The organism is Streptococcus sp. GMD1S (assembly GCF_000296875.1).
GTDB lineage: Bacteria > Bacillota > Bacilli > Lactobacillales > Streptococcaceae > Streptococcus.
This window is the reverse complement of the sequence record NZ_AJQY01000210.1, coordinates 1-849: the sequence shown is the minus strand read 5'-3', so window position 1 is coordinate 849 and position 849 is coordinate 1. Positions and strand designations below refer to the sequence as shown.

The 849-nt window shown below is 39.7% G+C and carries 2 protein-coding genes; one reads left to right on the top strand and one right to left on the bottom strand.

All coding sequences use genetic code 11. The features are described 5' to 3' along the window. The first annotated feature begins 42 nt into the window (after positions 1-42). Positions 43-297, top strand: a complete 255-nt coding sequence (locus GMD1S_RS08345) for a DUF1912 family protein (protein WP_000119707.1) — start codon at positions 43-45, stop codon at positions 295-297. 42 nt (positions 298-339) lie between these two features. Here GMD1S_RS08345 and GMD1S_RS08340 read toward each other — a convergent pair whose 3' ends face one another. After that, on the bottom strand, positions 340-645 hold the full coding sequence (locus tag GMD1S_RS08340) for a DUF898 family protein (RefSeq protein WP_001058555.1): 306 nt from the start codon (positions 643-645) through the stop codon (positions 340-342). Between the last annotated feature and the right edge of the window lie 204 nt (positions 646-849).

Genomic DNA, 849 nt, shown 5'->3' with positions numbered 1-849 from the left:
ATTGATACGGACTTCTTCCGTGGATTAGAATAAGGAGAATCAATGAGTTACGAACAAGAATTTATGAAGGAATTTGAAGCCTGGGTCAATACCCAGATCATGATCAACGACATGGCGCACAAGGAAAGTCAAAAAGTCTACGAAGAAGACCAAGACGAGCGTGCCAAAGATGCCATGATTCGCTACGAAAGTCGCTTGGATGCTTATCAGTTCTTGCTTGGTAAGTTTGAAAATTTCAAGGCGGGCAAGGGATTTCATGATCTGCCAGAGGGATTGTTTGGCGAACGGAATTACTAATCATTGCAAATCAAAAAGTGCGTATGAACGCACTTTTTCTATTTATACGTGATGCGTGTGTTTGGTAATCCATTGTTCCATTTTGATATGCAACCAGAATGAATAGATGCCCAAGGTGATGATGGTGAGCAAGAACCACTTGATCCAGTTCCCGAATAATTGAGAACCAGTTCCGTCAAAATAAAGGCGACGTCCATCGATGACAGTATGCTTAACCTTCCAGTTTTGCATCATGCAAACTGCCCAAGGCGTAGCGATTCCAACAGTAAAGCCCATGATAAGCATGGCTAGGATAGCATGTCCAACGTAGCTCAAAAGACCGCCGTCAAAGTAACTTTCGTTATTCATATCGTTCTCCTTATCAGCTTTTTACGTGAATCAGTCTTGCACATTACTGCATATTTTATCAAGAAGTCGAATCATTGTCAAATTAGATTGAAAGAGAAAACGGCTAGATTTTTAAGGGGAATCTTATTTCCTTTCTTGATTTTTTCCAAAAATCTTGATAGAATATCTTTATTAAATCCTTGTCAGAGCAGGGATTTTTTATTG